The sequence below is a fragment of the Methylotetracoccus oryzae genome (genome assembly GCF_006175985.1).
Classification (GTDB): domain Bacteria; phylum Pseudomonadota; class Gammaproteobacteria; order Methylococcales; family Methylococcaceae; genus Methylotetracoccus; species Methylotetracoccus oryzae.
The window spans coordinates 37,006-63,592 of record NZ_SRSH01000012.1 but is presented as its reverse complement, the minus strand read 5'-3'; the positions used below and the strand labels follow the sequence as shown (position 1 = coordinate 63,592).

Genomic DNA, 26,587 nt, shown 5'->3' with positions numbered 1-26,587 from the left:
CCCGATGGCCAGTGTCGCATTCGAGCACGTCGGCAAGACCTATCCGAATGGTTACCGGGCCCTGGTCGAGTTCGATCTGGCGATCGGGGACGGCGAGCTCGTCGTCTTCGTCGGGCCGTCCGGTTGCGGCAAGTCCACGTTGCTGCGGCTGGTCGCCGGACTGGAACAACCCTCATCAGGGCATCTCCGCATCGGCCGGGACATCGTCGACGACTGGACCCCGCAGGCCCGCAATGTAGCAATGGTGTTCCAGGATTACGCGCTGTATCCGACGATGACGGTGCGCGCCAACCTGGGCTTCCCGTTGCAGATGCGCAAGCTTCCCCAGGCGGAAATCCGCCGCCGTGTCGCGTGGGCAACCGAACTGCTGGCACTCGGCGATCTGCTCGATCGCCTGCCGAAGCAACTTTCGGGGGGCCAGCGCCAACGCGTGGCCATGGGCCGGGCGCTGGTGCGGGAACCGACCGTGTTTCTGCTCGACGAGCCGTTGTCGAACCTGGATGCGCAACTGCGCACCCAGGTTCGGGGCGAAATCGTCGACCTGCAGCGCCGTACCGGCACGACGATGATCTACGTGACGCACGACCAGGTAGAAGCGATGACGATGGGCCAGCGCATCGCCGTGCTGTCGCGCGGCCATCTGCAACAGTCAGGCTCGCCGCAAGCCCTCTACGACACGCCAGCCAATACCTTCGTCGCTGGCTTCATCGGCACCCCGCCGATGAACCTGATCCCGAGCGTTACGCTGCTGCGGGCGGCCGAGTGTGCCGCTGCGGCCGGCGGCCACTCAGGCATGGAGTGGCTAGCCGCGCTGACCGCCGACCCGGATTGCCACACCGCGGGCATTCGCCCTGAACACGTGGCCATCAACCGGGATCCGCAGGCACCGGGTCTTCCTGGGACGATCGTCCAGACCGAATACCTCGGTCACGAAACGCTGGTGCATTTCTCCTTCAGCGGTCTGGCGCATGGCGACACGCGGGCGATCTTCATCGCCCGCGTCGACGGTTCGCCGTGCTTCGAGAACGGACAGCCGGCGTCCGTCTGGATCGACGGCAAACAGCTGAGCCGATTTGACGGCAACGGGAACCGAACGCTGGGCGGAGACCCCGACTCGGCGCCCCTGCCGACTCGGTAATCGAAGCTACCCGTTCTTCCGCGGGTAGCTCTTCCTCTTCATCGGGCGTTCGTCCAGGGAGCGCGGCGCAGCGCCGTCCTGCCATAGACGGATGCGGATCTGCTTGCCGAGAATCCAGGTCTTTTCGAGGCGTCGCAGCGACTCCTTGGGCATGTCGGCCGGCAGGCTGACGGTGCTGAAGTCGTCGTAGAGCTTGATATGGCCGATGGCCTTGCCAGGGATTCCGGCTTCGTTGGCGATGGCACCGACGATATCCTTGGGTGCGACCCCGTCATTGCGACCCACCTCGATGCGGTACAGTGTGCCGCCATCGTCGAAACCGCGTTCGCGCGCACCCCGTTTCTTGGGACCCGTGTCGGCGCGACCGCGGTCCTCACGCCATTCACGGCGCTCCTGGCGCATCTCGGAAAGGTCCGGCCCCTCGGCCGGCACCAGCGGTCGGTCCTTCTGTGCGAGGTAGGTCAGCGCGGCGGCGATGTCGGTCGGCGAGAGCTTCTGCTCCCGACCGATCTCCTGGACCAGTTGCCGGTAGAAGCTCAGTTCCTCTTCCTCCAGCGTGCTCATGACCAGTTCCTTGAACTGTTCCACGCGGCGTTCGGCAATGTCCTGATGCGTCGGCAACCGCATCTCCTTGATGCGTTGGCGGGTCGCGCGCTCGATCGCACCCAGCATGCGCTTTTCGCGCGGCGCGACGAACAGGATGGCCTCGCCCTTGCGCCCGGCACGACCCGTCCGGCCGATCCGATGCACGTAGGCCTCGGTATCGTAGGGGATGTCGTAATTCACGACGTGGCTGATGCGGTCGACGTCGAGCCCTCGCGCGGCGACATCGGTGGCCACCAGGATGTCCAGCGTCTTCTTCTTGAGCCGGTCGACCGCCTTCTCGCGGAGCGCCTGACTCATGTCCCCGTTCAGGGCGGCAGCGGAATAACCGCGGGCTTCGAGCTTCTCGGCCAGTTCTTCCGTTGCCAGTTTGGTCCGCACGAAGATCAGCATGCCGTCGAAGTCCTCGACCTCGAGGATGCGTGTCAGTGCGTCGAGTTTGTGTGCGCTGGAGCCCAGCCAGTAGCGCTGCGAGATGGCTTCGACCGTCGCCGTCTTGGCCTCGATCTTCGCTTCCTTAGGCTCGCGCAGATGGCGCTTTGCGACTTTGCGGATCGCTTCCGGCATCGTCGCCGAGAAGAGCGCGATCTGTCGCTCGGGCGGGGTGTGATCGAGGATCCATTCGACGTCATCGATGAACCCCATCTTCAGCATCTCGTCCGCCTCGTCGAGTACGAGCGTCCGCAACCCCGACAGATCCAGGGTTTCCCGTCGCAGATGGTCCATCACGCGCCCGGGCGTGCCGACGATGACATGGACGCCGCGCCGGAGCTGGCGCAGCTGCGAGTCCATGCCCTGGCCGCCGTAGATCGGCAGGATATGGAAGTCGGGAAGATGGCGGGCATAACTCTGGAAGGCTTCGGCGACCTGCAAGGCCAACTCGCGTGTCGGTGCCAACACCAGCGCCTGCGGCTCGCGGCGCGACAAGTCGATCGCGTTCAGGATGGGCAGCGCAAACGCGGCCGTCTTGCCCGTGCCGGTCTGAGCCTGACCGAGCAGGTCGTGGCCGGCCAGCAGATAAGGAATGCTCGCTGCCTGGATCGGCGACGGCGTTTCGTAACCTACTTCGTGGACTGCCTGCAGGATCGGCGCGGCAATATCGAGATCGGAAAAGGAGAAAGGGGTATCGGTCGATTGCATGAAATGAGGAAAGTTAGAACAAAGTAAGAGGAATCAGAGAGGTGACAGACCGTCAGGCCGCATGGCAACCACTAAAACACCCTCGGAAGCACGCGTCTTCGCCCTCGTGCGGCACTTCGGGCCTCCGTAATCCCACGGGGAGAATGAAGCAGGGAGCGGCGTCCGGCTAGTGGGTGGGTGGGGTCGCTAGCTTGGCGGCTGTCGCGCCGGCATTGGGCGACTTCGTCTGCCGCAACGGAGAGAACTGCGATCATATACCGCAAGCGCGCGCGCAGTGCAAGCTTCAGATTTCGAAAGCAAGGGGAAGGACACTGCCTAAGCTGGTGGAAACGGGCCGCCTTCCCGCATCAGGCGCTCTACCCTTACCAGGTCTTCAGGCGCGTTCACGTTCGCGAAAACGGCTGGAACGTCGCTGCAATCGGCAATCGCAAGGCGCTGTCCCGCCAGCCAGGCATCGACCTTGCGACCTCCGTCGGCCAGGTAAGCCTCCAGGCTGGACTTCAGATTGCGGCGCACCAGCATGAACACCGGCTGGAGCCGCACTCCATCGTCAGGCACGCAGACGTCGGCGTCCTGAGCCGCAAGCGCATCGGGTAACCGCCGTAGCACAGCCTCCGTCATGAGCGGGGCATCGACCGGCAGCGTCAGGACATAACCCGTTCGAGCGTAAGCCAAACCGGCCAGCAGACCCGCCAGAGGCCCGTCGAAGTTATCCGTTGCATCGGGGATGACCGGATATCCGAAGGTCGCATAACGCTCGGCATTGCGATTTGCGTTGATTACCACCGATCCTGCCACGGCCTGCAGCAACGCCACCGCATAGGCAACCAGCGGTCGGCCGCGACAGTCGATCAGCCCCTTGTCCGTGCCGCCCAGACGCCGCGCGCGCCCCCCGGCCAGCACGATGCCCGTGATTTGCGAACGATCGGGAGACAAGGTGCTCGGATTGGCCACGCGGCTTTATAATTCGCGAATTAAATGGAGACGATGCCCCGATGGTCAAGCCTGACCCCTGGCTGCTCGCCGGCTTGTCTGCCCTGCTCGGCGGCTGCAGCACGGCGCCCTCGCCCAAGCCGGCGCCCGGATATTACGAAGCATCGACCACGAAGCCGTATGGCGACGTGATGGCCGAGTTGAACCTGGCGATCACCGAGCGGAATTTCCGCATTACGGGCCACAACAAGATCGGCAGCGTGATCCGGGAACGCGATCATATCCCGTTTCCCGATTATGATACGGTGCAATTCTGTAATTTGACGCATGCCCGAGTGATGCTCGAGATCGAACCCGCAGCCGTGCGCTACATGCCCTGTAATGTCGCGGTGCGTCAGCAAGGAGGCAAGGTCGTCGTGACGACCCACCTGTTGCCCACGGACTCGGCCAGCCCGGAGTTGAATGAGTTCGCGGTCAGGATGAACGACCAACTCAAGGCCATCGTCGATTTCGCCGTCGAGAACTGAACCGCTTCACCTTCCCGTCCGAGCGAACCGGCCCGATGTTCTGCTCCGACAGTCTTGACACCACCGCTCGCCACTAACCCGGAACATTTCCTAGACCCATGAAGAACTGGCACGCCGGATGCGCTTATCCCCTACTCTTGTTGACCCTGGCAGCCACCGGCTGCCAACAGGAAACACCACCTCCCGGCGAAGCCGCACCCGGGAAGACGAGCGAGGCACCCGCGGCAGCCGGCGCCGATCGAACGGTGAACGATTTCCCGACCCTCGCACGCGTCGAGTATGTCCTGCAATGCATGCTCGAACGCGGCGGACAGAACTACGACAACCTGTACCACTGCACCTGTGCCGCCGACACGATCGCGTCGAAGATGTCCTACGAAGAGTACAGCCAGTCGCTGACCTTTACCTACATGTTCTCGACGCCCGGGGAGAAGGGCGGTGAGTTTCGCGATCCCCCGGAATCGAAGCGCCTGCGGGACCTGTTGAAGGAATCCAAAGCACTGGCGCAGACTCGCTGCTTCCCCGAGATTCCCGGGGAGAGCCAAAAGGGCGGCGGCAAGAAGTAGCCGAGCCCATCCCGGCGGCAGGACGGCGGCGTCACGCCATCACCGAATGAATGTGGCTGATCTTCCCCGCCTGACTCAGGCGATAGAACTTTCGCAGTTCAGTCACCATCTCGGCCTCGCGGCGCTGTTTCAGGTAGCTGTTCTCCAGGTTGAAACAGAACCGGCCCGCGTAGTGGCTGGCATCCGCGTAGCGGGTACGGGACTCGCCGTCGAGGGTCTGATCGAACACCGGTGAGTCAAACAGGCAGCGCCAGACGCGCTCGGACGAACGGGTCTTGCGCTGACGCGAGAACAGTGACGACGCCAGCACGTATTTGTCGACCTCGGCCTGCAGTTCGAGTTCGAGCAAGGTCACGCCGCGATCGCGGCTCGCATTCCAGCTCATGTAGAGGAAATGGCTGACGCCCTCCAGTGCCAGCAGGAAGTCCTCGAAGTTGTCGCGGTGCAGTTCGTCGAGCGGACAATCTTCCTCCAGACAACCGAGAATACTGCTGTCGAGATACAAGGCGAGTCGCACCTCGTCACCATCCTGCGAGACCAGAAGCTTCTCCCGGTTCTCGCGCGGAGTCAGGCTCTCATCGAGCCGGCGCGCGATGTCGGGGTCGGTGATCACGAAGTCCTCGACCGCGTACTCGACCTCCACGTGGTAAAGACCTTCCAGCATTTGCTGCAGGACATTCAAGCGCATGGCACCGACCCCGTTCAGTTGGTACGGCGCGGGCTCGAGCCGGCGACCGGCTCGATGCCCAGTTTGCGCAGACGCTCGGCCGCGCGCCGGCTTCCGGTGCGTATCCAGATCTCGTAAAGCCGCATGATGTCGGTGTCGGAGCTCAGCCGCGAGTTCTCGCCGACTTCGGCCAGCACGTCGACGAAGCTCGGGAACTTGTCGGACAGTTCCCCGAAAATGCCGGACAGGGCCCGCCCGCGTACCGTGCCACGACTGAGGTCGCACAGAAAGCCGTAGGCACTTCCCCCCATCGCGATGTAGTAATCGACATCGACGACTTTCCGGTTGAGGCTGGAAGAGAACAGACCGGAAATCAGCAGCGCGACGTCACCGAGCCGCTTCAAAGCGAACTGACGCTGCTCCGCCGACGTCGCTTCGACGGCCTCGGCATAGATCAGGGCCAGCGGCTTGAGGTCGACGCCGTCGGGGGTTCGGGCAAACAGATTTTCGGCGTGGGTGTAGTGGGCCAGCAGATTGACGACGTAGAAGACCGTGTCTTCTGCAGCATCCACCTTCTGGTTCGACAAAGCCGAGTGTATCGAATCCCTGAAATGCTCACGGACGTTGACGTCCGTAACCAAAGCTCCAGCAGGACAATCGGATGCCATAAGCACAGCCTCCTGTGGGTTTCGTTAGGGAGGGATTCCCGGTCACACAGCCACGGGAGGCTGGCTCCTTCGAAATCCTACGGCTCGAGCATAGCATTCACGAAAATGTCAAGAAAGAGGACGCCGCCGTTGCCACGCGGAAACGGACTCTTGCCATTTCCAGCGGCTCGACTATCGCTTCAGCCTTGTTATTATTCGGGGAATAGCCAGTCGACGAGCCACTGTCCGTGCTGTCCGGGGCTCAGTAGTGACCACAGCCACGGCAGGAGCGAGGCCAGTTGCTCGTCCAACTGCCATGGTGGGTTGATGATCAGCAAGCCGCTGCCGAGCAGTTTCCGGTCGGTTCCGGGCTCCGCCGTGCACAGTTCCGTGCGCAACACTTTGCGGATGCCCGAGATCTGGAGAGTGCGGTAGAACCGTTCCGTGGCTTTCCGGTCCTGGATCGGATGCCAGATCGCGTATTGCCCGGTCGGCCAGCGGAGCCAGGCTGCGTGGATCGCGTCGACGACCCGCTCCCGCTCTCCCTTCAGCTCGAAGGCGGGATCGCACAGCACCAGGCCGCGCCGCTCTCGCGGCGGCAGGAAGGCCTTCAGTCCCTGATAGCCGTCCAGATGATGGACTCCAGCCTGCCGATCGCCGGTGAACTGAGCGCGCAGGACGTCGATCTCGGTCGAATGCAACTCGCACAACACCAGCCGATCTGCCGGGCGCGCCCACTGCCGGACGAATAGCGGCGAGCCGGGATAATACCGCAACTCGTCGGCGTCATTGATCGCCCGCACGGCCTCGAGGTAGCGCCGGACGGCCGGTGGGGCGTCGGCCGCTCCCCAGACTCGGCCAATCCCTTCACGGAATTCCCCGTTTATTCGTGCCATGGCCGAGTTCAGGTCATAACGGCCCGCGCCGGCGTGCGTGTCCAGATAGCAGAATGCGCTGTCCTTGCGCTGCAGCGCGGCAATGAGTTCGCCCAGCACGACGTGCTTGAACACGTCGGCCGCATTCCCGGCGTGAAAGCCGTGTCGATAGCTCAGCATGCGCACAGCACCATGAGTCGATGGGATGCCCTAAAAAAGAAAGGCTCCGCCGTCGCCGGCGGAGCCCTTCCTGCTTTCGATCCGTAGGACGGATGGATTACATCATGTCATCCATGCCCGGACCACCCGGCATCGGCTTCTCCTTCTTCGGGAGCTCCGCGACCATGGCTTCGGTCGTCAGCATCAGGCCGGCGATCGACGAGGCATTTTGCAGTGCGGAACGCGTCACCTTGGTCGGATCGAGAATACCCATCTCGATCATGTCGCCGTACTCACCCGATGCGGCGTTGTAGCCGAACGTGCCCTGACCGTCCTGGACCTTGGCCAGGATGACCGAGGGCTCATCGCCGGCGTTCGACACGATCTGACGCAGCGGCTCTTCGACCGCACGACGCAGGATCGCGATGCCGACCGTCTGGTCGTGGTTCTTGCCCTGCAGATCCTTCAGCACTCCCTGCGCGCGGATCAGCGCAACACCACCGCCGGCCACGATGCCTTCCTCGACGGCAGCACGGGTCGCATGCAGCGCATCTTCGACACGGGCCTTCTTTTCCTTCATCTCGACTTCGGTGGCTGCACCGACCTTGATCACCGCAACACCGCCCGCCAGCTTGGCGACGCGCTCCTGCAGCTTCTCGCGGTCGTAATCACTGCTCGTCTCTTCGATCTGACGACGGATCTGCTCGACACGCGCCTTGATGCCGTCGACCTTGCCGGCGCCATCGACGATCGTCGTGTTTTCCTTGTTGATCTGGACCTTCTTCGCACTGCCGAGATCGCTCAGTTCCAGCTTCTCGAGGCTCAGGCCCAGTTCTTCGGAGATCACGCGGCCGCCGGTCAGCACGGCGATGTCTTCCAGCATGGCCTTGCGGCGGTCACCGAAGCCCGGCGCCTTGACGGCACAGACCTTGATGATGCCGCGCATATTGTTCACGACGAGCGTGGCCAGGGCCTCACCCTCGACATCCTCGGCCACGATCAGCAGCGAGCGGCCGGACTTCGCAACCTTTTCCAGCACCGGCAGCAGGTCACGAATATTCGAAACCTTCTTGTCGTGCAGCAGGATGAACGGATCTTCAAGTTCCGCGCTCATCGTCTCCTGCTGGTTGATGAAGTACGGCGACAGGTAGCCGCGGTCGAACTGCATACCCTCAACGACATCCAGTTCGTTGTCGAGACCGGAGCCTTCTTCAACCGTGATGACGCCTTCCTTGCCGACTTTGTCCATCGCGTCGGCGATGATCTTGCCGATCGAGTCGTCGGAATTGGCCGAAATCGTTCCGACCTGGGCAATCGCCTTGCTGTCGGTGCAGGGCTTCGACATCTTCTTCAATTCTTCGACGACCACGGAGACCGCTTGGTCGATACCGCGCTTGATGTCCATCGGGTTGGCGCCGGCGGCAACCGACTTCAAGCCCTCGCGAACGATGGCCTGGGCCAGCACGGTTGCGGTCGTGGTGCCGTCACCGGCCACGTCGGACGTCTTGGACGCCACTTCCTTCACCATCTGCGCGCCCATGTTCTCGAACTTGTCCTTCAGTTCGATTTCCTTCGCGACCGAGACGCCGTCCTTCGTGACGACCGGGGCGCCGAAGCTCTTCTCGAGCACGACATTGCGACCCTTCGGGCCGAGTGTCTGCTTGACGGCGTCGGCCAGGACATTCACACCGGCCAGCATCCGCTGGCGCGCGTCATCTGAAAAGCGGACTTCTTTTGCTGCCATCAGTCATTTCCTCCGTTGGTTCGGGGTTCAAGCGAATTTCGAGATCAAGCTTCGAGGACGCCCATGACGTCGTCTTCGCGCAGCATCAGGTAGTCGATGCCGTCGATCTTGACTTCGGTGCCGGAGTACTTGCCGAACAGAACCTTGTCGCCGACCTTGACGTCCAGGGCGCGCTTTTCGCCGCTGTCGAGCAGCTTGCCGTTGCCGACCGCAATGACTTCACCCTGAATCGGCTTTTCCTTCGCGGTGTCCGGGATCACGATCCCGCCCGGCGAGGTCTTTTCTTCCTCGAGGCGCTTGACGACGATGCGATCATGCAAAGGACGAATCTTCATAATGACTCCCTGAGTTGAGGGTTGAGTTGATTGACGGTGTCGTAGTGAAAGCCGTGATTAGCACTCACCACCGAGTGCTGCTAACAATATATGTACGCGGGTCGGCTTTTCAAGTCCCCGCGCCGAAAAAATTCCCCGCGCTGCCGACGCATCGCTGAGTCACCAGCCACTGCAGCGTGCGAGCGTCGGAAAGGAAACGCCGCCCGCACGCTACAATACGGGCACGTCACCATCATCAGGTCAGTGGAGATTCAGTACGCGATGATCCGACCGACGATCGTTCTGTTCGACCTCGGCAAGGTTCTGGTCGACTTCGACTGGCAGGACGCCTTGCAGCGCATCGCGGCGGATGCCCGCGCGACACCCGATGAAATCGCACGCTTCATCGCCTCGACGGATGTCATGCGACGGTACGAACACGGGCACATTACGAGTGACCGGTTCTTCGAAGAGGTTCAACAAGGCATAGGCTATCGAAGCGACAGCGAGACCTTTCGCCTGGCGTTCAGCGATATCTTTTCCGAGATCACAGACATGGTCGCCCTGCACTCCCGCCTTCGAGCGGCAGGGATTCGCAGCTGGATCTTTTCCAATACCAACGACTGGGCCGTCACGCAGATTCGAGCCCGCTTTCCGTTCTTCGCCCATTTCGACGGATACTTCCTGTCTTACGAACTCGGAGCGATGAAGCCGCACCCGGCCATCTACGAAGCGGCGGAGAGCGTCACCGGATGCCGCGGAGACGAGATCCTGTACATCGACGATCTTCCCGAAAACGTGGCGGCCGGCGCGCAACGCGGCTGGCAGGTGATTCACCACGTATCCACGGACGCGACGATCGCGGCGGTCGAAGCGCGATTGCTGGACCCGTTCGCGGCTTGACTCACGCGCGCCGAACCTGATGCGACGACGGTCCCAAGCCCGGTGCGGCCGCATCAGACGGAACAGAAAGACACCTGGCCCGCAGGGCCGGCCCACACGCCCACCCGAACCCGGAGCAGCCGATGCCCGAACCTGATCTGCCCCTGCGACGCCGAGCGCTGGGCGCCTACCTCGGCCTGGCCATCGGCGACGCCCTCGGGGCAACCGTCGAGTATCTGACGCCGGAGGAAATCCGCGAGCGGCATGGCATTCACGACCGCATGATCGGTGGCGGTTGGCTGGAACTGAAACCGGGTCAGGTGACGGATGCGACCGAAATGTCGCTGGCGCTGGCCCAGGCCCTGATCGCACACGGCGGATGGGATCTGAAGTCCGTGGCCGACGGTTTCGTGGACTGGTTTCGGGCGCGACCGGTCGATGTCGGCCGCGCCTGTCGCCGCGGCATCACCCGCTACCTGCTGCATGGCACCGTGGCCGGCCTAGTGAACGTGCGCGATGCCGGCAGCGCGGCCTGCGTCCGCAATCTGCCATTGGTCCTGCTGAACCTGGACGACGAGTCAAGGCTGATGGCGCAGACGCTCCAGCAAAGCCACATCACGCACAACAACCCCTATTCCGACGCCGCGACCCAGGCGGTCGCCCTGATGGCCCTCGCACTGCTTCACGGTCGGGGCCTGGCCGCTTGCCAAGGGATCGCGAACTGGCTCGTTGCAGCCCATCCCGCATTCCGCTTCGACCCGTATCCGGGTCGCGCCAGCGGCTACGTCGTCGAAACATTTCAAACGGTTTGTCACTTCGTCTTCACGACGGATTCTTTCGAATCGTGCGTCACGGGCGCCGTGAACCGCGGCCAGGCCGCCGGCACCGTGGGCGCCTTGGCGGGCATGCTGGCCGGGGCCCACTACGGTGCCGCAGCCATACCCCATCGCTGGCTGGAGCGACTCGATACCGAAGTGAAGTCGCGCATCCTGGAACAGACACGCGCCCTGTTGCAATTGGGCCTGCCCGATCGATCGCCGGCCCCACCATGAACGAGGTCCGACAGGATCGAGGCAGCCTGGCTACCGGTTCGCGTACGGCAACGTAGGGGAGACGTCGATGGAAGGCGGCACCAAGATGCTTACCGCCCTGGCTCCTCGCCGTCCGGCGGTGCGTCGTTCGCTGCCTCCCCTGTGTGATCCGGGACCGGCACGGCCTCCGCTGACGCCCCGTGGCCGGGGTCGGCCATTCCGCCGAGTTGGGCGGCCAAACGGCGTAGCACGGCACTGCGCGCACGATCGCCCTTCTCCACCTTTTCGCCCCGTGCCTCCAGGAACTCCGCCACAAGCTGAAGCTGTGTTACGACTGAGTCGCGCTGACGTCCCGAGGCCGACAGATCCTTAAACGCACCCCGATAAATGGCGAGCAATCGATCCGCATCCTCATCCTGCGCGCGTTCCGAGCGCGGCGGCTTCCGGTCGAACAACCACTCGGTGACTGCCGTGTCCGCCGCCATGACGCCATCGAAGAAATCGTAGGTCGCGGCGAAACGGCTCCGCGCCGCACGCTCGCACCGGGCCAGCGCGACGCGACACGCATCGTCCGCAGGGGCACCGAGCACCGCATCGAGCTGCAGGCGGTTGAGGCAGGCGTAGGGGTTCCAACCCGGCACGGACGGGTCGCCTTCACCACGGGCATAGGCCTCCCGAGCCTTTTTGAGGCTGGCTTCAACCGCTTCCCAGCCTTGCCCCGCCCGCAAGGCGACGGCGGCAGCCTGCTTGTACGCACTGCCGAAGATAGACTGCCGCTCGACGTTGAGGGGCACCGCGGCGCCGGAGGTCAGATCCTCCAGGGCCGTAATGCGCTTGACGGCACTGCGGGCGAGCCGCCGGGCTTCATCGAGATCCTGATTGGAACCGGGCATGCTCCGCCATTCCCCTTCACGCGCCTCAAGGTTGATCAACTGTTCGATGGCCGAGATCGACGCCGGCGCCTGCCGCGAGTCTTCGGCCAGCGCTGCCTGGAAAGCCAGCCGTGCGGCCTCCGATCCCTCCGGCAGGTATTCCGCATAGAGCCGGGCGCAGGCTTCCAGTACATCCGCACGCGCTTTCCAGGGCTCCGGGACCTTGCGCAAGCGATTCGTCACGCGCCGCTTGATGCTCCGGAAGTCCGTGCCCTTGCCTTCGCCTGCTCCCGCCTCGACGCGGCGCTGCGCCAGCCAGTCCAGCAATTGCTCGGGCGAAACCAGCCGGTCCATGTCCGAGGCCTCGGTCGAGACCGTGGCGAGCCGGAACTCCGGATCGCCATACGCCTGATAGGCGCCCCAGGTATTGCAATCGGCGTGCAGTTGGAATGTAGTCCGGCGAGCCTCAGACAAGGCTCGACCAAAGGACACTCCGCGCCCCACCATCTGTTGAAAGAAGGTCTCGGCAAAGGTACGCGCGGCATCGTCGCGCACTTCCCAGCCGGCCGCCACGACGCCGCGAACGCCCATCTCGATCAGTTCGCGGGCCAGACCCGCCGCGAGCCGGTTGCCACCCTCGCCAACCCCGGCCCGTGCCAGATGGCAACAGTTCAGGAACACCAGATCGGGCACCGTTGCCATCAAACCGATCTCGGCGGCGGACAGCAGCAGTCCGTCCGACAGCACGACGCCGCTGCGGTAAGTGCCATCCGCGGCCCGCTTTCCGAACACACCATGGGCATCCACGACGAGGACCCGATAGGGCTGGGCCAGCAGCTTTGCGAAAACCTCGGCCGCTCGGGAGTCGGGCGGTGCGGCTTCGACCGCATAACCGGCTGCCTCAAGCGCTCCGGCGATGACCTCGCCTTCGCGGACCGCCCCCTTCAGTTCGGGCAGTCGGTCGGGTAGGGGCTGACCGTCCACACCGATTTCCGGCTTCCAGCCGGGGCCGCCGAACTGCGCATGGTAGCCCTCGGTACTGGGGTTGGAGATCACCAACGCGGTCAGTTTCTCGGCACGAATCACTTCGCGCCGGAAGCGGGCCGTCAGAAACTGCCTGACGACCTGTGTCTCGGTCACCCACGGCGTGCCGTCCACCTCCAGCATTTCCCACGGCAGATTCGCAGTCGCCTCGTCGACCATCAGGATCAGATTGGGCGCGCGCCGCAGAGAGGCCTTGAGTTCGAGCGGCACCAGCATCGGAAACAGCGTCGCGCCAAACCCGCTACGGGCAACGTAGACGGTGCTGGCCGGGCCGGTCAGCGCATCGCGGACCAGCTTTTCGATCAGCCCGGGCTGGCGTTGCTGCACGATGACCTCGGCGCGGGCTCGCTCACCCAGATAGGCGTAGCGCAGATGTTCGGCGAACGACACAATCGGTGTCTGATCGAGACCGAACGGCAGACCGGACAGTTCGGGCTGCCCTCCCCGATCGCCAACCCCGTACAACCCGAGCAGGCGGCGCATCGCATCCGGCGGAATCGGATTGCGCCAGCGCGGCGTGTAGCACTCCGGTCTACACCCCAGCTCGTCGCGATCGGCGTCGGTCACCGTCAGACGCGGCCAGTAGTCGGTGAACGGCATCACATCGAGACGGTGGCGCGATCCGTCGCCGCGGGACAGTTCCGCGGCCACCTCAAGCCGTGCGCCGAGCCGTTCCAGTTCGCGACCCAACGTGGCTTCGAGTTCGCTGACCGCTCGGGCCGCTGCAATCGCCGTGTCGAGGTACAGTTCCACCAGTTCCAGACCCGCGACATAGGCCCGGGCATTCCGTCCCCCGGGCGCGTTCAGCGCAAAGTCGCGGTTGGCATGCAGCACCCCGAGCACGATGGCCCGAACGGCCTCGCCGACCTCCAGTTGCGACGCGGAATTCGTGCCGATCAGCACGCTCGCCAGACGCAGCGGCAGCGGCCCGCCGTCGGCAACGACGCCATCCTGCTGGACACACTCCTCGCTGTAGCGGTTCGACGCGTGCAACAGGTAGCTCAGCACGCCGCTGCGCACGGCCTCGGTGACATTGTCCGCCGACAGTCGCCCCATCTCACCCAACCCGACGACGATGGCGCCACGCCCGGTGCGCCGCAGACGCTGGGCGGCAGTCCGCGGCATCAGCACGACGGTTGCGGTCCCGAGTTCTCCCGTACGGATACCGAGCCGATGACGCTCGCCGAGCGCTCCGGCCACCAGGTGACGGTCGATCACGCCTTCCGCGCCAGCGATCGGATCGCCACGATAGTGGCCGCACATGACCGGAATCTGGACGAATCGCAGATCGATGCCGCGCACCATCACTTCCAGCACTCGCTCCGCGCGACGGGGCTTCAGCGTCGCTGGCCGACTGCCCAGCAGGCGCATCTGCACCTCGGCGGCCGTGGGCCACCCCGGGGGCGGACCGGGACGGCGCGTGGTCACCGCGCCGTCCACGCTCCCTCCGGCTCCGCGGCTTACCGGCAAGCGCTTCAATCGCGGCATCCGACCTTCCAGCAAGGCCTCGATCTCACCGAAAAATCTGGGCGTACTGGTCAGGCCCATATGGTCGGCTTCCATTAACCAGTAGTTCTCGTCGGGCAGACCGCGCAATCGACCCGAGGCCCATGTCACGGAGCCGTCGCCGAAGGGCGTTTCGGCGATCAACAGCTCTCGCATACGGCCGTCGGGGGTCCACAGCGCCGATAGTCCGCAGGGCGTCGCATCGGCCTGACCGAAGACGTAGGCGATCCGTTCGCCATAGTGGCGAACCCAATCGGTGTCCGCGAGCGAGTCCCAGAACTTCGCCGTTTCGGCCAGTGCCGCCGCGGATGGAACGCCGCAGAGATTCCGGCCGAACCAGGAATCGTCGTTGACCTCCTTGAGTCGCTCCCACTCGGCCCGGTCATAGAAGCGCTTGCCGGCATAGCTGCCGACATCGACGAAGTCGGGTGCCGGCAGCAGGTTGATCGCGCCGCCATAGCCGCTGACGATGGCCAGGACTTCGTCCATGTCATGTTTGAGATCGAAGCGCGCCAGCGTACGTATCGTGCCAGACAGGCCGAACAGGGTCTGCACCATCAGGTGCGAACCGTGATTCGGCGTACCCAGCATGATCAACCGGTTGCCTTCGCGACCGAAAAAGTCCGCGCGTGGCTGCCGGCTGGCCAACGCGGCCCGGACGACCAGTCCACCCATGCTGTGGGCCAGAATGCGGATCGGCTGAGCTTTATGGTCGCTCAGCACCGTGGCCAACCGCACCGCGAATTCGCGGCCGAGTTCGGTAACCGGCTTGCGCCAGTCGTAGGCGCAGGTCTCGACGTAGTAGCCGCGCGCGGCCAGGTGTTCCTCGAGTTTGCCATACGCCATATCGACCACGCCTTCGGGGATCGCTGGCTTGCCAACGGCAATTTTTTCCAGCCCGCCGAATACGAGATCGTCCGGGTCGACCCAGACGTGATCCTTCTTGCCGCCCCGCGCCACATAGAGACTGCTGCCCATGATCCCGGGCAGATAGACGACCACCGGGCGGGAATTCTTCGGCGGCAGCGGGACGGGGCCGCCGCGGGATACCGGCTTCGCCGTGCCCGGCAAGACCGAGGACAGGGGTTGCCACTCGGTCAACTCCTCGGGTCGTTCCTCGACCAGCCAGCGGACCATCGCTTCCGGCAGCGGGCGGCGCCCGGTAGCGGTCGCGTCGCGAAAGTAACGGAAATGATTGACCTCAGTGCCCTGCACGAAAATCGCCTGGGCTTCCGCTCGCGGCGCAATACCGGCGTACATCGACGCGCTGTCCACGACCAGATCGTTGTCCAGCCGATCGAAAAACATCCAGTCGGTGAAGGCCAGCCCGATCCGCTTTATCCATCCACCGCCATCGATGTCACCCGCGACGATCGCCATCGGCAGAGTGCGGCACGGAGCCAGCCCCAAAAACATGCCCATCGGAGCCTCGGGCAGCATCGCCTCGATCCCGGGGACCACCTGAGGCTGAAGCCGCTTCTCGGCGATCTCAAGCACGACCCGAGCCAGGCAATGCAGCCAGCGATCGGCCGCGGCCCGGGCCGCAACGCCGGCCGCCGGCGTTGCGACGAGACCGGCCACCGCACCGCTGGACCAGGCGCCAAACTTGCGCACCAGGGTCAGCAGGCCCGACAGAAAGACATCGAGATTGTCGGACAGCAGCGCGGTACCGCGCGCTGGGCAAGCCACCCGAACGTAGCGATCGATGACCAGCCGACGCTGCCGCAGCGCGGTCAGCAGTTGACGCAATTTGTCGCGCTCCTGCTCCGCAGCGGCTTCGCGCCATGATTTCAGACGCGGATCGGCATCTTCCGCCGCAATCTCATCCTGCCGAGGCCGGCGGCGATACTGCTCGATCAACGCGTCGAACGGCGTCGTCGTATCGTCAGGGTTCACGCACAGGAGGTCTCCGACGAGCCCGCCACGCGAATGGGTCACGACGCTGATCCTCGCTCCGTCGGGCAACTCGCTTAACAGTTGCAGGGCGTTGTCGATCGGACTTTCGGAGAAGGTTCGGTGCTCGAATCCGTAGATGTGCTCGCCGAAGTGCTCCACCAGCCCTACCCAGGCAGCACTGGCCGGGAGCTCGCCGAAACTCCCGAGCGTATGGGAACCCGTGCCGTGAATGAACACCAGGGCGGGCGTGCCCCCGCCGGCGAGGACTCGCAGCTTGTCGCGGTCCATGCGATCGGCCGCGGACAAGGCTTCGCCGTTGCGCCAGCGGTACAAGCCCGGCTCTGCGGCCAACCGGCTCTCGACGGCCCACATCAGGGCCTTGGCACCAGCCCATGACGCACCGGCAACGGCCCAGTCGGTGGGCTTGTCGCCGATTTTCTCGCCCAGCCACTCCTCGGCCTTATCACGAGCGGCATCGAGTATCGCATCGGGTTCGATCGCCAGCTCGGTCACTTGCCGCCAGAGCCAGTCACCTGTCCCGCGGGTGGCGGTCGAGCGCTCGCACAACCGTGCCAGGTCGACCGCGCCGTCGACACCTACGGCCTCCGGGTGCAGGCGCGCGAGACGCTCGGCCAGCGCGTCGGCCCGCATGAAAACGGTGGTGCCGTCGGACGCTTCCAGCGCGAGGAGGCGGCTGTCGGCCGCCGCCTCCGCCTGCTCGGGCGCGTCGGCACTGCGGCTCGCCGGCGCCAGCGGCCAGCTCCGTACAGCCGTGACGTTAGGCAACAACTGCAAGAGGTCGCAGCCTTCCCCGCGATTGGCGGGCCGCGTGAGCACGGTGGGCAGGTTGGCGCCATCGTCGACGGGCGGCGCGGACAGGGGGAAACGCAGCTTGAGTGGTGCGGAGGATCGGGTCATGGGAACTCCTTCTCAAAGCGGGCTCGGACCTTGCCAGGGCGCGCAGTGGCCCCGGTCCGCGGGCGGCGGGGGGTGTCAGGGCATGCCGTCACTGGCAGCGCAAACGACCTGCACCGGCTGTGCGACCCCGGCGTGGTTCGATCAGCGAGTCATGCAAAAACCGGCCATTTGCGCGCTGCGGCGGAACCGAAAAGCTGGGGGTTCTGGGGCAACTGGTTCGTCGGCAGATAAGCGGGGGTGATCTTCTTGAACCAGTCACGGTAAGTCGCCTCAGGTTCGAGGCGCGCCAGCGTCTTCAGCGCATAGAAGGTGAAGGCACCGTTCGGGCGGTTGTGGAAACGCGTATCCCAGCTGTATTGAGTATCGAGACAGCCCGCCATCAGCAGATCACCCGTGGTGCGCGACATGCCGCCGAGCAGCTTCCTGGGTGTTTCAGCGGGCAAGGCGATGCCCTTCAGCCACGCTTCCGGTGGCAGGAAACGCGCCCTGGGCAGACCGGGATCGAGGTCGGCGGCATCGCCCTTGGTCACGCTGCCGGAATGGCAGCTGTCGGAGATCATCAGCAGCCGGACACCCCGCGCGCGCTTGCTGAACAGCTCCCGCAACTCATCGTCCAGCAGCGCCTTGCCCTGGCCGATGTCCCACGGGCAGAGCGCTTCGTCGCGACCGTCGGGCTCATCGCCGTCCGCATCGGGCACCCAGGTACCGTGACCGGAATAGGTCAGCACAATGCGGTCGCCCGCGACGGCCTTGTCGACCAGATCGCCAATTGCGGCCACCATATTGGCCTTGGTTGCCTGGCGGTCGATCAACTGGGCCACCGCAAACCCACGGGTCGCCAGCACGGCAGCCCAGTCATTGCAGTCGTTGACGCAGCCGGACAGGTCGCTGTCGGTCCCGGGGTAGTCGTTGATACCGATGCACAGGGCGCGCTTGGTCATGGCGGTCTCCTCGCAGTTGGGGTCAAGCGAAGCCGCGCGGTGGGCCGGATAACCCCGGACTAGCTATCGTCATTACCGCCGTTATGGCGGCTCGACGACGTCCCTCAGGAGCGGCGCTCGATTCCCTGTCGCCGGACCATGACCCGATGGGCCCCACCACCCATGGCAGGCTGGAGCATGCGCCGCGGGCATCGTGTTGTCAACGGGGCACCGCACGCACCTGTCACAAGGGATTTCTCAAACAGGATCAGCGACCTGATGGGGAAGCAACAGCCGAGATGAGACCGTCGGAGCGAAAAGTACCTGGGCGCCAGCAGACCAGGCATCCGAGTTGGCGGTCATGCCCTCAAGGGGGGCGTATGAACCCATTGATCGGAGCGAACCACGATCGCGGCTCTGGAGTGAGACGTGACGCCGGGAGCGGCGTGAACTCAATTCCACTGAAGGCTGCGACGAACCCATGCCGGAGCTTCTAGGAGGTCTCAGCAGCGAGGCATAAACGAACCGTCGCTGCGAGCCCCTGCGGCCTATCCGCGCCGCAGAGGGGCTTCAGACTCCAACAGCCGCGGATGCCTGTGATTTCTCGAATAGGCACGCGGAAGGCGCGGAGCCACCAGGTTGCGCGCAAAGATGGACACGATGCGCCGCGGCGACAGACGGTCCGTACCCTGCTGTTCGCTCCGAAGCTTGCGCAGCGCTGCGTGGCAAAGCCGATTCAACACATAGGGAAGATCGCGCGAATGCGTCAGGGCGTAACGCAGCGCCGCCCCATAGTTGCGGCCGCGCAGGGCAAGGGCGAGTTCCACGTATGCCTTGACGTGATGCAGGTTTCTGATTTCCTGTCGCAGCAGACCCGCAGCCCCATTGAAGCGGTCCACTCGATCGTGTTCCAGCAACAAACGGCACCGCTGCAGTCGATTCGTTACCGAGCGTGCCCCCTTCGACATCACGCCGATCGAGCCCGGACGAGCGACGGTATAGCGGTAATGCGCGCGGGGACTGAGGACATAACGCGCACCCCAGAGCAGACACTCGGCATGGAACATGCCGTCGTAGTTGCTCGTCAAATCAGTGCGGTAGCGAATGCCATACTGGTTCAGGAAATCGCGACGAATCAGCGGCTTCAAATATCCCACCCCCATACGGGGCCGGCCACCGGGATCGACCGCATCCAGTTTCAGGAACTCCTCGAACGAGATCGGACCCTCACGGCGGACGCGATCCGGGCCCAGGCACAGCCCCAAGGGGCGACCTGTTCCGTCTTCGACCAGTTGCAGGTTGTCGGCAAACAGATCCGCACCCCACCTCTCCGCTGACCGCAGCAGAGTCTCCAAGCGCTTCGGCTCATAGGCGTCGTCCGCATCCAGCACGGTAATCCAGTCACCGCGCACGACATCGAGGGCACTGTTGATGCAGACCGCCCCACCTCGATTCCGCGGCTGTCGCAGTACCGTGAAACGCTGATCGCTCGCCGCGATGCGCTCCGCAATCGCAGCCGTACCATCGCTGGAACCGTCATCGACGACGATCGCTTCGAAGTCATGGAAGCTCTGGCGCTGCAGCGAGTGCAGCGCCTCCGGAAGACTGTCTTCCGCATTGAATGCGGGAATGATCACGGATATTGCCGGCATAAGCAGCTCCAAACTATCGATGATGGGACAGGGCGCAGAGACAGCCGAGCATTGCGTCGCTCCCTGCGTCCTGACATCAAGCAGAAATCACGCCAGACGCATCCGAGCGCTTGGATCCCGCGTGGGGCCTGGCTCAGACTCCCGGTCGAAATTACCGGCGGCAGAAATTGTAAATTCGGCTGACACTCGAAAGGCGGGTTTGCAGCGCCATCGCGAGACGAGCAATCAACCCGCGGCGGGAACCTGCTCTTCCCTTGGAGCAATCAACAACACGGGAGCGATCTCGGTATTGCGCGACCGGGACGGCCCGCGCGCCACCATCGCCCGTTAGCGGCACCGTGATCCACAATGCCGCGCAACGGCTGGCGGTGGTTACTGCCAAGGCCACAGCGCGCAGCCGGTGACTTCGCCCGGAAGCCAAACCGAGCCGGCGCTGCTGACCATCCTCCAAAAATGTTAACCTTGCGCCAATCGTCGGCGCCGTTTCGCAGTGTCAGGGCGCCGGCCTTCGACCACTTGCCAGAGGATCTCGAATGCAACAACCGCAAGCTCACGGCTTGGCCTCCACGCTGCACGCACTGGTGGATTGGACTCAGGCCCGACTCAGTGAACGCGAGTCCTGGGATGGAATCACGCTGATCGTCCTCAGTTTTCTGGTGCTGATGTTTTCGTCACTGATCGTCTACATCGCGTGGGCCGGCATCGCCTACGGCGGATGGCTGACTTGGCAAAAAGGCAGTTGGAAACGGTTGACCGGCCGTCCCGACATGGGCAACTTGCCTTGACCCGAGGCCGGCGATCACCCGCGGGCCCTCTGGGCGCCATTGCCCATCGCTCGCAGCAAAGCGCCGCCCGACGAGTCCCGGGCACCGGCGATCGACACCCCGCTTAAGCCTGACGCCCCGCGAGGGCTGGTTGACGCGCGTTAAGGACGAACAGGCGGAGGAGGCACCGGGCAATTATGGAATGCGCCCGACGACACGGAATCGGGCCTCGTATCGGCAAGACCGGCAGCGAGTGTCCTCGCGTCATAGAAAGATGGCAGCCTGCTCGTGGCCGTAGGCCATCATCTCCTCGATGAAGGATGGCGAATTGACGAATGCCGACCCCGAAGGGAGATCCTTCCGCATCGGCATCGTCTTTACAGTCACCGGCCGATACCGGCCGGCATCGTTTCTGAGTTGCCCGGATGCCAGCCACTCGTTGACCTTCCCGATGAAATGCAATTCGTGCTCCACCAGCGCGTTCTGCCATAGCTCATCCTTGCGGTCTTTGCGTTCCGCCGGAGATTGCGGAATGGCCTCTCGTCGCTTGGGAAAGTGCTGTACGAGCCAGATCTCGTCCACGCCATAGTCGAGCAGCGGAACCAGCGGCGGATTGGTTCCCCAGGCACCGTCGCAGTAGACCCCCTGATTCGGGCCATCCTCGATCCGGGTCAGGCCATTGATCTCGTCGAGGGAACCTGAAGCGAGCAAGGCCTCGAGCGAAAAATCCCTTTCGGTGAAAACCTTGATATCCCCGGTCAGCACATCCGCCGCGCCCAGCGCCAGGCCCGGAACGCGCTCGGCGCGATCACGCAGCGACCGCAGTTCCTCCACCGGGATGTAGGCGAGGACCCACTCCTTCATCAGATAGCGGAGGAAGGGTTGGACGATGTTGGCCGAGTATGCGTCGTAAAGCGGGTTCAGACGCCCGAGGCTGTCAAGCAGTTGCTCGGTGCGAGCGACACCGGCATTCGGGACCATACCCCAGGCAAAATGCAGCCACTGCCGTTTGAGGATGTCGGGCAGTTCGGCCACACTTCCCTTCAGCGTATGCCCCCAGCAAGCCGCGGCGACCAAGGCACCGGCCGATGTTCCCGAGAATGCGTGGATATCGTGGTCGACGAAGGCCCCTTCTTCGACGAGACGCCGGACCGCCCCGGCAGCAACGGCACCGGCGGGGAACCCCCCACCCTGAAAGGCCAACGCAACGCGCGCTTTTCGCTTCATGCTGCTATCTCCCGCCTGAAGTCCTGAGTAAGCCTGGGGATATGGGTCGGTGACGGTCGTCCAGAGAGGGTCCGGCCACCGCTACCGCGGATGTCTCCTGCCCGCCCCCCTGGAATGAAAACGGGGCCGGGTCGACGGCAGCACCGAGCCGAATGTGGCAAGACCCCGCGTGTGAGATTACCGTCGATCCGGTGCCGAAGGCCAACCGGGATCGTCGAAGGATAAAGCAACTCGGCAACGCCGGTCATCGTCCGCCGAAGGACAACCCACCGATCGGGTCGAGGCCGGCCGACACGGTCCCATGCGCGCATGAGGCAGGATCGTCGAGCAGTTCCACATTGGGTGACGATCAGAGGATTAAGGTAGGGCCGCGCGGGGGAGGTTTTCGATGATCGGCGCCAGATCATGCCCTTGCTGGATGGTCATGGAGCCCGGAACCAGCACATGGACCGTGAACAGGCGCCGACAAGGCGGGTCCTGCAGGGAGCGGGGCTGACATCATGTCCGGTGTGCCAGGCTGACGGGAGTCCGCCGTGCACCCCAATCGCCCGGGGAAGCCTCGAACACACCAGCACACGGCTCCCCGCAGGCACTGCAGGTTCCCTTGGGGGTCAGATTCCACTCCGACAGTTCATACCAGTCACGGCCAATCAGCAACTGGCCGCATTTGTGGCAATACGTGCTGTCGGCGGCCTTGTCGTGAACGTTGCCGACGTAGACATAGCGCAGGCCGTTCTTCAGTGCGATGCGCCGCGCTTCGGACAGCGTCGAGCGGGATGTCGGGGGCGTGTTGAGCATTTTCCAGTCCGGGTGGAACGCCGAGAAATGCAGGGGGACGTCCGGGCCCAGGCTTTCGACGACCCACTGAGTCAGGGCTTCCAGCTCCTGCTCCGAATCGTTCTCCCCCGGGATCAGCAGCGTCGTGATTTCCAGCCAGACCTTGGTTTCATGGCGGACGTACTGCAGCGTTTCGAGCACGGGTTCGAGATGACCACCGCAGACCCGGCGGTAAAAGTCTTCGGAGAACGACTTCAGGTCGATATTGACCGCATCCATGTGAGCGTAGAATTCGGCGCGGGGCTCGGGGCACTGATAGCCGGCGGAGACAGCCACGGACCGAATGCCCAGCGCATGGCAGGCCTGCGCCGTGTCGATGCAGTACTCGTGAAAAATGACCGGATCATTGTACGTGTAGGCAACGCTGCGACAGCCGAAGGATCTGGCCGCTGCGGCAATCGCCTCGGGGCTGGCCTGATCCATCAGGGAATCCATCTCACGCGACTTGCTGATGTCCCAGTTCTGGCAAAACTTGCAGGCCAGATTGCAGCCCGCCGTCCCGAAAGAGAACACCGGCGTGCCGGGCAGAAAGTGATTCAGGGGCTTCTTCTCGATCGGATCGATACAAAAGCCGCTGGAGCGTCCGTAGGAGAGCAGCATCACGCTGTCGTGCACATTTCCGCGCACGAAACACAGGCCGCGCTGGCCCTCGTGCAGCTTGCACAGGCGCGGGCAGATGTCGCACTGCACGCGCCCGTCGCTCAATTTGTGCCAGAAGCGGGTCGGGAAGCCTTCGTTAGGATCGATGTGCGTGTCCATGGCGGCACCTCGCAGTGAATGGCCGGTTGACGGTGACCCCGTATTGCCCACAGTATGACGTCAAGACCGCGGTCACAAGTGCCTTCCCAAGGGCACGACTGAATCAGGGAGGTCGTTATGACTACCACGCGTCCCCCGGCCGTCGCCGGGATGTTCTATCCGTCCGATCAGCACGCGCTTCACGCGGTCGTGACGCGTCTGCTCGACGCCGGGGATGACGCCGGCTGCATTCCCAAGGCGATCATCGCGCCCCATGCCGGCTACATCTACTCCGGGCCGATCGCGGCAAGCGCCTACCGGCGCCTGGCTGGCGCGCGCGCCCGCATCCGACGGGTCGTGCTGGTGGGACCATCGCACCGCGTCGCCTTCCGCGGGATCGCGATTCCCAGTTCGGACCGCTTTGCCTCGCCGCTGGGTGAGGTCACAATCGACCGCGCAAGCCTGGACACCCTGACGGATCTGCCCTTCGTGCACGTACAGGACGAAGTCCACGCCTTGGAACACAGCCTCGAGGTGCAACTGCCGTTTCTGCAAGAGACGCTGGAGACGTTCATGCTGATACCGCTCGTCGTCGGCGACGCCGCCCCGGAAGAGATCGCAACGGTGCTCGACCGTCTCTGGGGCGGCGACGAGACACTCATCGTGATCAGCTCCGACCTGAGTCACTACCACGACTATGCAACGGCGCAACGCATGGATCGGGCAACCTCGCGGGCCATCGAGTCGCTGCGTCCGCAGGACATCGCCTTCGAGGATGCCTGTGGCCGCCTGCCGGTCAGCGGGCTGCTGCTTGCCGCGAGCCGGCACGGGCTCAGAGCCGAGACGATCGACCTGCGGAATTCGGGCGACACTGCGGGATCGAAGGACCGGGTCGTCGGTTACGGGGCCTACGCTCTTGGCTGAGTTCGACGCGCCGCTGGCGCCGGCAGTGCGGCTGAGTTTGCTTGACCTGGCGCGGGCATCGATCGGCTTTGGGCTTCAGCACGGCAGACCCCTGGCAGCGCCCCTGGATGAGTGCCCTCCGGAGTTACGGGAGCACCGCGCCAGCTTCGTGACACTGCAGCGACAAGGCACGCTTCGGGGCTGCATCGGCTCACTGGAAGCGCATCGTCCACTCATCGCCGACGTGACTGAAAATGCGTATGCGGCCGCGTTCCGCGACCCCCGCTTTCCGCCGGTCGCGCTGCATGAGTTCGCCGATCTGGAAATTCATCTGTCGCTGTTGACGCACCCCGAACCGGTGGAAGCGGCTTCCGAGTCCGATCTGCTGCGACAGCTCCGCCCTGGTGAAGACGGGCTGATCCTGCAAGAGGGCTCGCGCCGCGCAACCTTCCTGCCGGCTGTCTGGGAATCACTGCCCGAGCCTCACCGCTTCGTAAGGCATCTGAAGCAGAAGGCCGGTCTGCCTGCGGAATACTGGTCGGACACCCTGACCGTCTTCCGCTATCGCGCGGAACACATACCCTAGTCTTCCCCGACAATACCGGCGCGGTTCGGGCCTCCGACATGACGGGCTCAGGGAGGAAGGCCCGGCCGTCGTCCGGCCGGGCGCGGGGGGTCAGACGACGCTGACTGCGATCTTGCGGGGCTGAGCATGCTCGGCTTTCGGGATCCGCAGCGTCAGCACACCGTCGCGGAAGGCGGCCTCGATCTTCGTCGGATCGAGGTCACGGCTCAGGTTGAACGTGCGTCGGTAGACCGGCGACCGCGTCTCGACGTAGACCGGTTCCATGCCCTCCGGCGTGTCGATTGCGACCTGCCCCTCGATCAGCAGACTCTGACCTTCGGTGCGCACCGACAGTTGGTCCTTGGGCACGCCCGGCAAATCTGCCGTCAACCGGATACCGGCTTCATCCTCGACAATGTCGACCGGCGGCAGCACCGCCTGCGTCTGCTGTGCAACATCACTTTTTGCCACGTCTTGTTTCTCGCTCATGGGTGTGATCCTCTGCCTTTCACTTCACTTCGATACGCTGCGGCTGGGCCGCTTCGCGACGCGGTATGGATACGCGCAGCACGCCGTCGCGGTAGTTGGCCTCGATCGCGGCCGGATCGACATCGTCCGGCAAGCTGACCGTGCGTTTGAACTTGCCTGCGAAGCGCTCGTCGGCATAGACGCTGACCTTGTCGCTGGCGGCCGGTAAATCGCTCGCCCGCTCTCCGGCAATGGTCAGCAGCCCCCGATCGACGCTCACGTCCAGTTTGGCCGGATCGACGCCCGGCAGTAACGCGTAGACTTCCACCGATTTGGCACTGGTGCCGATGTTGACTCTGGGAAACGCACCCCGCCCCAGGGCGCGAATGCTCGTCGGCGCACCGGCACCGCCGAATGCCTGGTTCAGCTCCCGTTGAATCCGGTCGAACTCGGAGAAGAAATCCACCGGCAGGCGCAGTAATGACTCATACATTTTGGTACCTCCACAGGGCCCATGGATGAAAAGGCCGGGTGGCGGCGGCACCGCTCGTACCATCCGCATCACCCCTCACGTGACGCTACGATGGTGACAAGGCCACACGAATTCAAGGGCAACTCCGCCTAGCACTTTTGCCGCACACAAGGGGGACCCGAGAGCGCAACGGGTCAATTCGAAGCGGGAAAGGTCGTCCGACGCCGCAGTCCGGGCACCACCGCAGCGGTGCCGGAGCGTCAGTGTAGAGCGGACTCCAAGGGGCGATCGCGCCGGGTTCCGGCGCGACACTCAGCCGCGCAGCATGCGGTCGAGCTCGTCGACCGCTTCACACCAGTCGGAGTCCTGCTCGATGGCTTCCCGGAGGAACGCGGCCTGCGCCGGACTCCAGAACGGTGCGGCCGCAAGCGGCTGGGCCGGTGTCGGGAGCCTGTGCTCGACCACGAAGCGGTCGATGTCCTGTGAGCGATCGGATAAACCCAGTTGCCGAAAAAGCGTCCGGAGATTATGGGGCGAGGTATCCATGGCACACCTGCGGCATGACGACAGGCATCTGAT

23 protein-coding genes are annotated in these 26,587 nt (G+C 64.1%); 8 read left to right on the top strand and 15 right to left on the bottom strand.

The window, feature by feature from the left end; genetic code table 11:
- Positions 1-4 precede the first annotated feature (4 nt).
- Positions 5-1,138 (top strand): ABC transporter ATP-binding protein, encoded by a 1,134-nt coding sequence (locus BWR02_RS13140; RefSeq protein ID WP_139558249.1) that lies wholly within the window; start codon positions 5-7, stop codon positions 1,136-1,138.
- Positions 1,139-1,144: 6 nt separating this feature from the next.
- Here the strand turns inward: BWR02_RS13140 and BWR02_RS13135 are convergent, their stop codons facing one another.
- Entirely contained in the window at positions 1,145-2,881 is a 1,737-nt protein-coding gene (locus BWR02_RS13135; RefSeq protein WP_139558247.1) for a DEAD/DEAH box helicase, read from the bottom strand.
- A 315-nt stretch (positions 2,882-3,196) separates the two neighbouring features.
- Complete coding sequence (gene mobA, locus BWR02_RS13130) at positions 3,197-3,835, bottom strand: molybdenum cofactor guanylyltransferase MobA (protein ID WP_236102228.1); 639 nt, start codon at positions 3,833-3,835, stop codon at positions 3,197-3,199.
- Positions 3,836-3,876: 41 nt separating this feature from the next.
- Between mobA and BWR02_RS13125 the strand changes: the two genes are divergently transcribed.
- Entirely contained in the window at positions 3,877-4,341 is a 465-nt protein-coding gene (locus BWR02_RS13125) for a DUF302 domain-containing protein (RefSeq protein WP_139558246.1), read from the top strand.
- 98 nt (positions 4,342-4,439) lie between these two features.
- Positions 4,440-4,907, top strand: coding sequence for a hypothetical protein (locus tag BWR02_RS13120; RefSeq protein ID WP_139558244.1), 468 nt, complete (start codon positions 4,440-4,442; stop codon positions 4,905-4,907).
- A gap of 31 nt (positions 4,908-4,938) precedes the next feature.
- Here BWR02_RS13120 and BWR02_RS13115 read toward each other — a convergent pair whose 3' ends face one another.
- The 5 genes from BWR02_RS13115 to groES form a co-directional block, all read right to left on the bottom strand.
- On the bottom strand, positions 4,939-5,595 hold the full coding sequence (locus BWR02_RS13115) for a hypothetical protein (protein WP_139558242.1): 657 nt from the start codon (positions 5,593-5,595) through the stop codon (positions 4,939-4,941).
- Between the two features lie 14 nt (positions 5,596-5,609).
- Entirely contained in the window at positions 5,610-6,242 is a 633-nt protein-coding gene (locus tag BWR02_RS13110; RefSeq protein ID WP_139558241.1) for a hypothetical protein, read from the bottom strand.
- Positions 6,243-6,433: 191 nt separating this feature from the next.
- Complete coding sequence (locus BWR02_RS13105; protein WP_139558239.1) at positions 6,434-7,276, bottom strand: 23S rRNA (adenine(2030)-N(6))-methyltransferase RlmJ; 843 nt, start codon at positions 7,274-7,276, stop codon at positions 6,434-6,436.
- Positions 7,277-7,373: 97 nt separating this feature from the next.
- On the bottom strand, positions 7,374-8,999 hold the full coding sequence (gene groL / locus BWR02_RS13100; RefSeq protein WP_139558237.1) for a chaperonin GroEL: 1,626 nt from the start codon (positions 8,997-8,999) through the stop codon (positions 7,374-7,376).
- Between the two features lie 44 nt (positions 9,000-9,043).
- Positions 9,044-9,334, bottom strand: coding sequence for a co-chaperone GroES (gene groES, locus BWR02_RS13095; RefSeq protein WP_139558235.1), 291 nt, complete (start codon positions 9,332-9,334; stop codon positions 9,044-9,046).
- A 261-nt stretch (positions 9,335-9,595) separates the two neighbouring features.
- Here groES and BWR02_RS13090 point away from each other — a divergent pair, with 261 nt between their 5' ends.
- Positions 9,596-10,216 carry an HAD family hydrolase gene (locus tag BWR02_RS13090; RefSeq protein ID WP_129884448.1) on the top strand — a complete coding sequence of 207 codons (621 nt, stop codon included), beginning with the start codon at positions 9,596-9,598 and terminating at the stop codon, positions 10,214-10,216.
- 122 nt (positions 10,217-10,338) lie between these two features.
- A complete protein-coding gene (gene draG, locus BWR02_RS13085; RefSeq protein WP_139558231.1) occupies positions 10,339-11,247 on the top strand; it encodes an ADP-ribosyl-[dinitrogen reductase] hydrolase in 909 nt (302 codons plus the stop codon).
- 89 nt (positions 11,248-11,336) lie between these two features.
- Here draG and BWR02_RS13080 read toward each other — a convergent pair whose 3' ends face one another.
- From BWR02_RS13080 to BWR02_RS13070, 3 genes are all read right to left on the bottom strand, one after another.
- Complete coding sequence (locus BWR02_RS13080) at positions 11,337-17,462, bottom strand: DUF7379 domain-containing protein (RefSeq protein ID WP_139558229.1); 6,126 nt, start codon at positions 17,460-17,462, stop codon at positions 11,337-11,339.
- Between the two features lie 149 nt (positions 17,463-17,611).
- Positions 17,612-18,403 (bottom strand): caspase family protein, encoded by a 792-nt coding sequence (locus BWR02_RS13075; protein WP_129884451.1) that lies wholly within the window; start codon positions 18,401-18,403, stop codon positions 17,612-17,614.
- A gap of 527 nt (positions 18,404-18,930) precedes the next feature.
- The gene (locus BWR02_RS13070; protein ID WP_139558227.1) at positions 18,931-20,034 is read right to left on the bottom strand and encodes a glycosyltransferase family 2 protein; all 1,104 of its coding nucleotides are present in this window, start codon (positions 20,032-20,034) and stop codon (positions 18,931-18,933) included.
- Between the two features lie 533 nt (positions 20,035-20,567).
- On the opposite strand from BWR02_RS13070, the gene BWR02_RS13065 reads away from it, so the two are divergent.
- Entirely contained in the window at positions 20,568-20,819 is a 252-nt protein-coding gene (locus BWR02_RS13065; protein ID WP_129884453.1) for a hypothetical protein, read from the top strand.
- A 243-nt stretch (positions 20,820-21,062) separates the two neighbouring features.
- On the opposite strand, the gene BWR02_RS13060 is transcribed toward BWR02_RS13065, so the two are convergent.
- Both BWR02_RS13060 and amrS read right to left on the bottom strand, forming a co-directional pair.
- Positions 21,063-22,025, bottom strand: a complete 963-nt coding sequence (locus BWR02_RS13060) for a patatin-like phospholipase family protein (protein WP_139558225.1) — start codon at positions 22,023-22,025, stop codon at positions 21,063-21,065.
- A 498-nt stretch (positions 22,026-22,523) separates the two neighbouring features.
- Positions 22,524-23,621, bottom strand: a complete 1,098-nt coding sequence (gene amrS, locus BWR02_RS13055; protein WP_139558224.1) for an AmmeMemoRadiSam system radical SAM enzyme — start codon at positions 23,619-23,621, stop codon at positions 22,524-22,526.
- Between the two features lie 117 nt (positions 23,622-23,738).
- On the opposite strand from amrS, the gene amrB reads away from it, so the two are divergent.
- Both amrB and amrA read left to right on the top strand, forming a co-directional pair.
- On the top strand, positions 23,739-24,524 hold the full coding sequence (gene amrB, locus BWR02_RS13050) for an AmmeMemoRadiSam system protein B (protein WP_139558221.1): 786 nt from the start codon (positions 23,739-23,741) through the stop codon (positions 24,522-24,524).
- Positions 24,517-25,089, top strand: a complete 573-nt coding sequence (gene amrA, locus BWR02_RS13045) for an AmmeMemoRadiSam system protein A (RefSeq protein ID WP_139558220.1) — start codon at positions 24,517-24,519, stop codon at positions 25,087-25,089. The genes amrB and amrA overlap by 8 nt, the downstream gene beginning before the upstream one ends.
- A gap of 90 nt (positions 25,090-25,179) precedes the next feature.
- Here the strand turns inward: amrA and BWR02_RS13040 are convergent, their stop codons facing one another.
- The 3 genes from BWR02_RS13040 to BWR02_RS13030 all read right to left on the bottom strand — a co-directional run bounded on the left by BWR02_RS13040 (position 25,180) and on the right by BWR02_RS13030 (position 26,554).
- The gene (locus BWR02_RS13040; RefSeq protein ID WP_139558218.1) at positions 25,180-25,557 is read right to left on the bottom strand and encodes an Hsp20/alpha crystallin family protein; all 378 of its coding nucleotides are present in this window, start codon (positions 25,555-25,557) and stop codon (positions 25,180-25,182) included.
- A 19-nt stretch (positions 25,558-25,576) separates the two neighbouring features.
- Positions 25,577-26,029 carry an Hsp20/alpha crystallin family protein gene (locus BWR02_RS13035; protein ID WP_139558216.1) on the bottom strand — a complete coding sequence of 151 codons (453 nt, stop codon included), beginning with the start codon at positions 26,027-26,029 and terminating at the stop codon, positions 25,577-25,579.
- A gap of 291 nt (positions 26,030-26,320) precedes the next feature.
- Entirely contained in the window at positions 26,321-26,554 is a 234-nt protein-coding gene (locus BWR02_RS13030; protein ID WP_139558214.1) for a DUF2789 domain-containing protein, read from the bottom strand.
- Positions 26,555-26,587: the final 33 nt, after the last annotated feature.

Excerpts from the sequence above, each read along its gene's own strand:
- BWR02_RS13140 (WP_139558249.1), top strand. The coding sequence starts at position 5 with ATGGCCAGTGTCGCATTCGAGCACGTCGGCAAGACCTATCCGAATGGT.
- BWR02_RS13135 (WP_139558247.1), bottom strand. The coding sequence starts at position 2,881 with ATGCAATCGACCGATACCCCTTTCTCCTTTTCCGATCTCGATATTGCC.
- BWR02_RS13125 (WP_139558246.1), top strand. The coding sequence starts at position 3,877 with ATGGTCAAGCCTGACCCCTGGCTGCTCGCCGGCTTGTCTGCCCTGCTC.
- BWR02_RS13120 (WP_139558244.1), top strand. The coding sequence starts at position 4,440 with ATGAAGAACTGGCACGCCGGATGCGCTTATCCCCTACTCTTGTTGACC.
- BWR02_RS13115 (WP_139558242.1), bottom strand. The coding sequence starts at position 5,595 with ATGCGCTTGAATGTCCTGCAGCAAATGCTGGAAGGTCTTTACCACGTG.
- BWR02_RS13110 (WP_139558241.1), bottom strand. The coding sequence starts at position 6,242 with ATGGCATCCGATTGTCCTGCTGGAGCTTTGGTTACGGACGTCAACGTC.
- BWR02_RS13105 (WP_139558239.1), bottom strand. The coding sequence starts at position 7,276 with ATGCTGAGCTATCGACACGGCTTTCACGCCGGGAATGCGGCCGACGTG.
- groL (WP_139558237.1), bottom strand. The coding sequence starts at position 8,999 with ATGGCAGCAAAAGAAGTCCGCTTTTCAGATGACGCGCGCCAGCGGATG.
- groES (WP_139558235.1), bottom strand. The coding sequence starts at position 9,334 with ATGAAGATTCGTCCTTTGCATGATCGCATCGTCGTCAAGCGCCTCGAG.
- BWR02_RS13090 (WP_129884448.1), top strand. The coding sequence starts at position 9,596 with ATGATCCGACCGACGATCGTTCTGTTCGACCTCGGCAAGGTTCTGGTC.
- draG (WP_139558231.1), top strand. The coding sequence starts at position 10,339 with ATGCCCGAACCTGATCTGCCCCTGCGACGCCGAGCGCTGGGCGCCTAC.
- BWR02_RS13080 (WP_139558229.1), bottom strand. The coding sequence starts at position 17,462 with ATGACCCGATCCTCCGCACCACTCAAGCTGCGTTTCCCCCTGTCCGCG.
- BWR02_RS13075 (WP_129884451.1), bottom strand. The coding sequence starts at position 18,403 with ATGACCAAGCGCGCCCTGTGCATCGGTATCAACGACTACCCCGGGACC.
- BWR02_RS13070 (WP_139558227.1), bottom strand. The coding sequence starts at position 20,034 with ATGCCGGCAATATCCGTGATCATTCCCGCATTCAATGCGGAAGACAGT.
- BWR02_RS13065 (WP_129884453.1), top strand. The coding sequence starts at position 20,568 with ATGCAACAACCGCAAGCTCACGGCTTGGCCTCCACGCTGCACGCACTG.
- BWR02_RS13060 (WP_139558225.1), bottom strand. The coding sequence starts at position 22,025 with ATGAAGCGAAAAGCGCGCGTTGCGTTGGCCTTTCAGGGTGGGGGGTTC.
- amrS (WP_139558224.1), bottom strand. The coding sequence starts at position 23,621 with ATGGACACGCACATCGATCCTAACGAAGGCTTCCCGACCCGCTTCTGG.
- amrB (WP_139558221.1), top strand. The coding sequence starts at position 23,739 with ATGACTACCACGCGTCCCCCGGCCGTCGCCGGGATGTTCTATCCGTCC.
- BWR02_RS13040 (WP_139558218.1), bottom strand. The coding sequence starts at position 25,557 with ATGAGCGAGAAACAAGACGTGGCAAAAAGTGATGTTGCACAGCAGACG.
- BWR02_RS13035 (WP_139558216.1), bottom strand. The coding sequence starts at position 26,029 with ATGTATGAGTCATTACTGCGCCTGCCGGTGGATTTCTTCTCCGAGTTC.
- BWR02_RS13030 (WP_139558214.1), bottom strand. The coding sequence starts at position 26,554 with ATGGATACCTCGCCCCATAATCTCCGGACGCTTTTTCGGCAACTGGGT.